Source organism: Longimicrobium sp., assembly GCF_036387355.1.
GTDB lineage: Bacteria > Gemmatimonadota > Gemmatimonadetes > Longimicrobiales > Longimicrobiaceae > Longimicrobium.
This window is the reverse complement of record NZ_DASVTX010000470.1, coordinates 1-5,550: the sequence shown is the minus strand read 5'-3', so window position 1 is coordinate 5,550 and position 5,550 is coordinate 1. Positions and strand designations below refer to the sequence as shown.

The 5,550-nt window shown below is 69.9% G+C and carries 6 protein-coding genes; 1 reads left to right on the top strand and 5 read right to left on the bottom strand.

Features of this window, described 5'->3' with window-relative positions:
- Nucleotides 1–175 precede the first annotated feature (175 nt).
- From VF665_RS20405 to VF665_RS20390, 4 genes are all read right to left on the bottom strand, one after another.
- Nucleotides 176–619, bottom strand: a complete 444-nt coding sequence (locus VF665_RS20405) for a hypothetical protein (RefSeq protein WP_331055309.1) — start codon at nucleotides 617–619, stop codon at nucleotides 176–178.
- Nucleotides 620–629: 10 nt separating this feature from the next.
- The gene (locus tag VF665_RS20400; RefSeq protein WP_331055308.1) at nucleotides 630–1,046 is read right to left on the bottom strand and encodes a hypothetical protein; all 417 of its coding nucleotides are present in this window, start codon (nucleotides 1,044–1,046) and stop codon (nucleotides 630–632) included.
- Nucleotides 1,046–1,630: an RNA polymerase sigma factor gene (locus VF665_RS20395; protein WP_331055307.1), complete on the bottom strand. Its 585-nt coding sequence runs from the start codon at nucleotides 1,628–1,630 to the stop codon at nucleotides 1,046–1,048. The genes VF665_RS20400 and VF665_RS20395 overlap by 1 nt, the downstream gene beginning before the upstream one ends.
- A gap of 348 nt (nucleotides 1,631–1,978) precedes the next feature.
- Nucleotides 1,979–2,998 carry a hypothetical protein gene (locus tag VF665_RS20390; protein WP_331055306.1) on the bottom strand — a complete coding sequence of 340 codons (1,020 nt, stop codon included), beginning with the start codon at nucleotides 2,996–2,998 and terminating at the stop codon, nucleotides 1,979–1,981.
- Nucleotides 2,999–3,326: 328 nt separating this feature from the next.
- Between VF665_RS20390 and VF665_RS20385 the strand changes: the two genes are divergently transcribed.
- A complete protein-coding gene (locus tag VF665_RS20385; protein WP_331055305.1) occupies nucleotides 3,327–3,899 on the top strand; it encodes a TetR/AcrR family transcriptional regulator in 573 nt (190 codons plus the stop codon).
- Between the two features lie 737 nt (nucleotides 3,900–4,636).
- Here VF665_RS20385 and VF665_RS20380 read toward each other — a convergent pair.
- The coding region (locus VF665_RS20380) for a rhomboid family intramembrane serine protease (RefSeq protein ID WP_331055304.1) at nucleotides 4,637–5,550 on the bottom strand (914 nt) is incomplete at its 5' end.

The window sequence follows — 5,550 nt, the reverse complement described above, 5'->3', positions numbered from 1 at the left end:
CCTGACGCCAGCGGTGTTCGACAAGCGGCTTTTGGAAGCGACGCGCGCGTCGCTTCCAAAAGCCGCTTGATCCCCACTAACCCGGTGTCCTTGCAATCGGGGCAGGTCCAGTTCTCTGTTCCTCTGTACCCCTGATTTTTGAAGCTCCAGCTGTCTCGCCGCGTGCGGTGGAAGCTCAGGGAAGATGCGCGCCGGGCGGAGGCGGCGGCGGGCCCATCGGCGGATACGGCCCGCGCGGCGGCGGGGCCGGCCTGCGCGGGCGAAAAGCGCCGCGCGCGAACTGGTCCAGCCTGCGCCGCTGGTCCGCATCCAGCCGCGGCGCCAGTTCGGCCCGCATGGAGTCCAGCGCGGCGCGCATCTCCCGCCGGGTGCGGGCCTGGATGCGCTCGTTGCGGCGCCCCGTGGCCCGCACGATGGGGAGCAGCGAATCCCACTGAGCCGCGCTGCGCGGCTGGATGATCTCGCGCATGTGCTCCGGAAACCCGCCGTTCCGCCGCATCTGCTCCACCTGCGCGGCCCGGTAGCGCGCCAGCGCCCCGGTGCCCAGCGCGCCCATCGCGGCGCCCAGCAGCAGGGTGGCCAGCAGGATGATGGCGCTCTTGGTTTCCACCTTCAGCATGGCGCGGCCATCACATCCCCGGCCCGTCGGCGGCCAGCAGCGTCTCGGCCGTCACCGGCGCAAGCCCCAGCAGCGCGTCCACCCCGCCCTGCCCCGGCCCGCTGTCGCGCAGCGTGTAGGCGGCCAGCAGCACCAGAATGGCCACCACGGCGGGGACGAGGCGCGCAAAGTACCGCCCCAGCAACGCGGCACTCAGCGGGCCGCGCTCGTACTCCGCGCGAGCGCGCCGCGCCACCCGCCCCGCGAACCCGGCGGCGAACGCGTCGTGACGCGCGCCGCGCAGCGCGCCCGCCATCATGCGCAGCTGCTGCATGCGGCCGCGCAGCGCGGGATCGGCGTCAAGCCGGGCCCGCAGTTCCGCGGCCTCGGTGCGCCCCAGCTCTCCGGCCAGCGAGCGCAGCAGGAGCCCGTCGTCGCGTTCGCTCATCAGCCACCCTCCTGACCAGAGGAATTGTCTCGCCGGTACGGCGTCAGGTGCCGTTCCAGTTCCTTCATGGCGCGGCTCAGGCGCGACATGACCGTGCCTTCCGGAATCTGCAGAATCTGCGCGGCTTCCCGGGTGGAGCACCCGTCCACCATCCGCAGCACCACCACCGCGCGGTGCGCGGGCGCCAGCCGCATGATGGCGGCGCGCACGTGCTCGCGCGTTTCCCACGCGTCCGCGGCGTCGGGGTCCGTGGCGGGCTCCGGAAGCGGCTCCCGGTCCTGGTCGCGGCTGGGAAAGCGCCAGGCCAGTCGCCGGCGCCGCTTGAGTGCGTTGAGCGAGAGGTTGATGGCGATGCGGCGCAGGTAGGTGCCCAGCGCCGCCTCGCCCCGGTAGCGGTCCAGCGAGCGAAAGAGCTGGATGAAGACTTCCTGCCCCACGTCTTCGGCCTCGTCGCCCCGCCCCAGCATGCCGGCCACGGTGGCGGCCACGGCCTGCTCGTACCGTTCCACCAGCAGGCGAAAGGCATGCGCATCTCCCCCGCGGGCGGCGGCCAAGAGCTCCGGGTCCGTGGGAATGTCTTGCATCAGGCGGGGGTCGGGGCCGCGGGCCTCCCTCCGCGGTGAGGCGGCCCGTGCCACGTTTGACAACGGCGCACGAAGTTTCATTCCGCCGCACCCTGGAGCATCGGGGCGCACCGGGTGTGCGCGGGCGCCGGGCCGCGGAAGGGAGCGCGAAGCGGCTGCGAAGGCGGGGTGCGGATCAACGAGCCGGCGGAGTGGGACGGAGGGGGTGTGGTGCGGGGGACCGCGCGCGGAAAGATGCGGTTTGCGCCGTCCGCGCGCCAGCACACCGTGCGGATACAGGAAACGGGGCCGGCGGTGAGCCGGCCCCGTTTTCCACGATCGGGCGGATGGGCTGAGGAACCGCGGCCGTCAGGGGACGGAGATGGTGACCACCCGGTCGGCGACGGTCAGCGAGCCGTCGCCCTGGATGGACACCGCCCCGGAGGTGCTCACCGTGCTCTGGACGTGCCGCGCGCCCGTGATGACCACGGAGGGAAGCGCGCCGCCCACGCGCGCGGAGCCGTCCAGCCGCAGCGTTCCCCCGCTGATGGCACCCTGGGCGTCCACGGTGCCGCTGCTGCGCAGGGTGTGGCCGTTCAGGTTCAGCCCGCTGCCGTACCCCACGCGGAGTGCGCCCGTGCGGGTGTCGGCGTCCAGCTCGGGATGGCCGCCGGCCAGCAGCGAGTCGGCCGGGATCGCCGCCGTGCTCAGGCTGTCCGGCACGCCCGCGGACCAGTTCGCGGCGTTGGACCACACGCCGTTCGCCGACCCCGTCCACACGTTGCCCAGCAGCGTGGTCTCGTTCACCAGGCTGGCCGAAACGTACACCTGGAACTTGAAGGAAGTGACGCCCGGGTCCACCTGGAACTGCCACTCCTTGGACCGGGAGATCTCGTACGGCTGCAGCGCCTGGTCGTACCTGAAGTACGGCACGTCGTCGGAGATGAAGGCGGCCGTTCCCGTGGGGTTCAGCACGCTGACGCCGCCCGTCCCCCCCGTGACCGTGGGTCCGGAGAAGAAGAAGACCGACACTCCGGTAACGGCGTCCCCGTCGGACGTGCCCAGCGCGGACTGCATCAGGTTCTGCACGGTCACCTGGGTGCTGAACACGGTTCCGGCGAACGCGTTGCCGCTGTTGGCCAGCTTGATGTAGCGGTCCTGGCCGCCGATGATGCGGTTCAGGTTGGGGCCCTGGCCCGAAGTGGCGGGCTGCACCGGGGCGCACTGCATGCTGGCCGTGGCCCGGCTCACGCTGCACTCCACGAGGGCGTGGTCGGCCCCGGGCTCCGTCGTGGGCGCCGGAAGCAGGGGCGAATTGTCCGCGCACGCGGCCGCGAGCACGAGCGAGGCAACCGCGGCATAGCGCGCGGCGTGTTGTGTATGTCGCATGGGAACTGGCGAGGAGAAACGATGGCCGGGAATCCGGCCCCTGGGTGGGGAGGCGATGCAGAATAGTAAACGCCTGCGCCCTGCCTGGCAATCAGGTTCTGCGGGCACCCCTGGCGCGCCGCATCGGAACGGCAACGATCTACCACTCCATGGCCTTAGACAATGCACGCTCCCGATCTATTCCACCCCCGTCTTCCCGGGATTCTGTTCCGATGCGCGGGCACACGCAGTGACGGCCGTTAACTGTTGTTAACAGGAGGTGCGGATCGATCCCGATTCCGCGATCGTCGGATTGACATCCCGAAACACGTAGTTTACGTTCGTTAACATGAGCGACATAAAGACCCGGATTATCGACGCGGCGCGGGCGTTGTACCGTGAACGCGGGGCGGACGCCGTTACCATGCGCGCCGTGGCGGAGCGCGTGGGGGTCACGGCCACCGCGCTGTATCGCCACTTTCCGGACAAGGACGCCATCCTTCGCGAGGTGATGAGCGAGGGTTCGCGCCTGCTGGGCAGCCACCTCTTTCTCGCGCTGGAAGCGCCTACCGCCCTGGATCGCCTGCGTGCCACCGCGGCGGCCTATCTGGAGTTCGCCGTCGCGCAGCCGCAGGCGTACCGGTCGCTCTTCGAACCCGCGGGCGGGGATGAAAGCTCCCCTGCCCTGCGCCAGCGCGATGCCGTACGCCGCTTTCTGCGTGATCGCGTGCGCGAGGGCATCGCGGATGGGGCACTGGTGGACGGCAACGCCGAAGAGATCGCGCTCGCGCTCTGGGCCACCCTTCACGGCCTCGCTTCCCTGCACCAGGCAGGGATCATCCCGGCGGATACCCTGAGTGAACGCACGTTAACGCCCATCATCGATAACCTCGCCCCGCATGCTGGCACAGGTGCACTCTAATAACGCACGTTAACATGCCGTTCTCGATGGCGCCTGGGGGAGACGGCGCGCCTGAGCGGATGAATCCGCCGCTCCAGAAGCGGTAAGCCCCGACTCACGGCCGCTGACGCGTCCACGATCGCGGCTACAACTGCTTCTGGGGCACAAACCGCGGACGTGGTATCGGTGCAGGGCGCGACGCTCGAACGAGGGCGAAGCAGATCCTTCGTCGGCGCGAGGGCTCGGCGCGGCGAAGGGCGCGTCCGGCGCCTCCTCAGGATGACAAATCTCACGGGCACAACAGGTTACGGCACCCTGCCACACGCCGTTGCCGGGATGCGCGCCGAAGCCGCGGACGCAGTCCGCGCAGGCGGACTTCGTGCTTTTCCTGCGGCGAATTCATTCGCTCTGGACGGGTGGACGCGTCAATCCCCGCTTTTCACACCGGTGCCGCCGCCACAGTCCGCGCAGGCGGACTTCGTGCTGTTCCAGCGGCGAATTCATTCGTTGTGGACAGTCGGACGCGTGAACCCCTGCTTTTCACAGCGGTGCCGCCGCCACAGTCCGCGCAGGCGGACTTCGCGCCGTTGTTGCCGCGACTTCAGTCGCCCGCCACTCGCCACGGCGACAATCGCCTCAGGCGCGGAGTTGTCCACAGACAACCTGCGGCGCGGCTTCTCCACATTTGTGGAAAACAGAAAGCCCGCCCCTGAAACAGGAGCGGGCTCTCGTTCATCTACCTTTTCGCCGTGCGGCCGTCAGTTGGTGCGGTACCGGCGGCTGACCTCGTCCAGGCGCTGGCGCTCGTCGTCGGTGAGCGAGGCGAGGCCCTGCGACGAAATCTTGTCCAGAATGCGATCCACGTCGTCCAGCAGCTCGCGCTCGGCGGAAGCGGCCTTCTTCTTCCCCGCCGCCGGGCGGGCCGCCGTGGCGATCCCCGCGGGTGCCCGCGGAGCCTCGGCCTTGCGCGGCGCCCAGGGCACCAGAGCGGTCCCGCGGCGCGAGGTGGATCCGCGGCTGACGTAGGAGGGCACCTCGCCCCACGCGGGCGGCGCCCACCGGCTCTTGAGCAGCAGAAAGCCGGCGAGCATGCCGCCCAGGTGGGCCAGCACCGCCGTTCCGGTGCTCTCGGGACTCACCGCCGTCATCAGGTTGATGGCCGCGAGGCCCACGACCAGCCACTTCGCCTTGACCGGAAAGATGCCCCAGATGTGGATGGGCATGTCCGGCCAGATCATGGCGAAGGCCAGCATGAGCCCCAGCGTTCCCGCCGACGCGCCCACGATGGCCACGGCGGGCTGCAGCGGGTACAGCGCGGCCGACAGCAGCGCGCCGCCCAGCACGGCGACCCCGTAGTACCGAAGGAACCCCCGTCCACCCCACCTCTCCTCCAGCGGCGGGCCGAAGAAGAAGAGCGTGAGCATGTTGCCCAGCAGGTGCCAGACGCCCGCGTGAACGAACGAATAGGTCAGCAGCGTCCAGGGCTGCCACAGGAAATTCCGCGGCTGGAACGCGAGCGGAACCAGGCTGATGGCCCGCGCGGCCGCGGGCACCAGTCCGATGACGAACAGGGCCAGGAAGACCGCCGTGTTGGCGATCAGCAGGCGCTTGACCCAGGGGGTGATCGACACTCCGCCGAAGCCCCCGTACGAATCCCGGTAAGCCATTGATC

Excerpts from the sequence above, each read along its gene's own strand:
- VF665_RS20405 (WP_331055309.1), bottom strand. The coding sequence starts at position 619 with ATGCTGAAGGTGGAAACCAAGAGCGCCATCATCCTGCTGGCCACCCTG.
- VF665_RS20400 (WP_331055308.1), bottom strand. The coding sequence starts at position 1,046 with ATGAGCGAACGCGACGACGGGCTCCTGCTGCGCTCGCTGGCCGGAGAG.
- VF665_RS20395 (WP_331055307.1), bottom strand. The coding sequence starts at position 1,630 with ATGCAAGACATTCCCACGGACCCGGAGCTCTTGGCCGCCGCCCGCGGG.
- VF665_RS20390 (WP_331055306.1), bottom strand. The coding sequence starts at position 2,998 with ATGCGACATACACAACACGCCGCGCGCTATGCCGCGGTTGCCTCGCTC.
- VF665_RS20385 (WP_331055305.1), top strand. The coding sequence starts at position 3,327 with ATGAGCGACATAAAGACCCGGATTATCGACGCGGCGCGGGCGTTGTAC.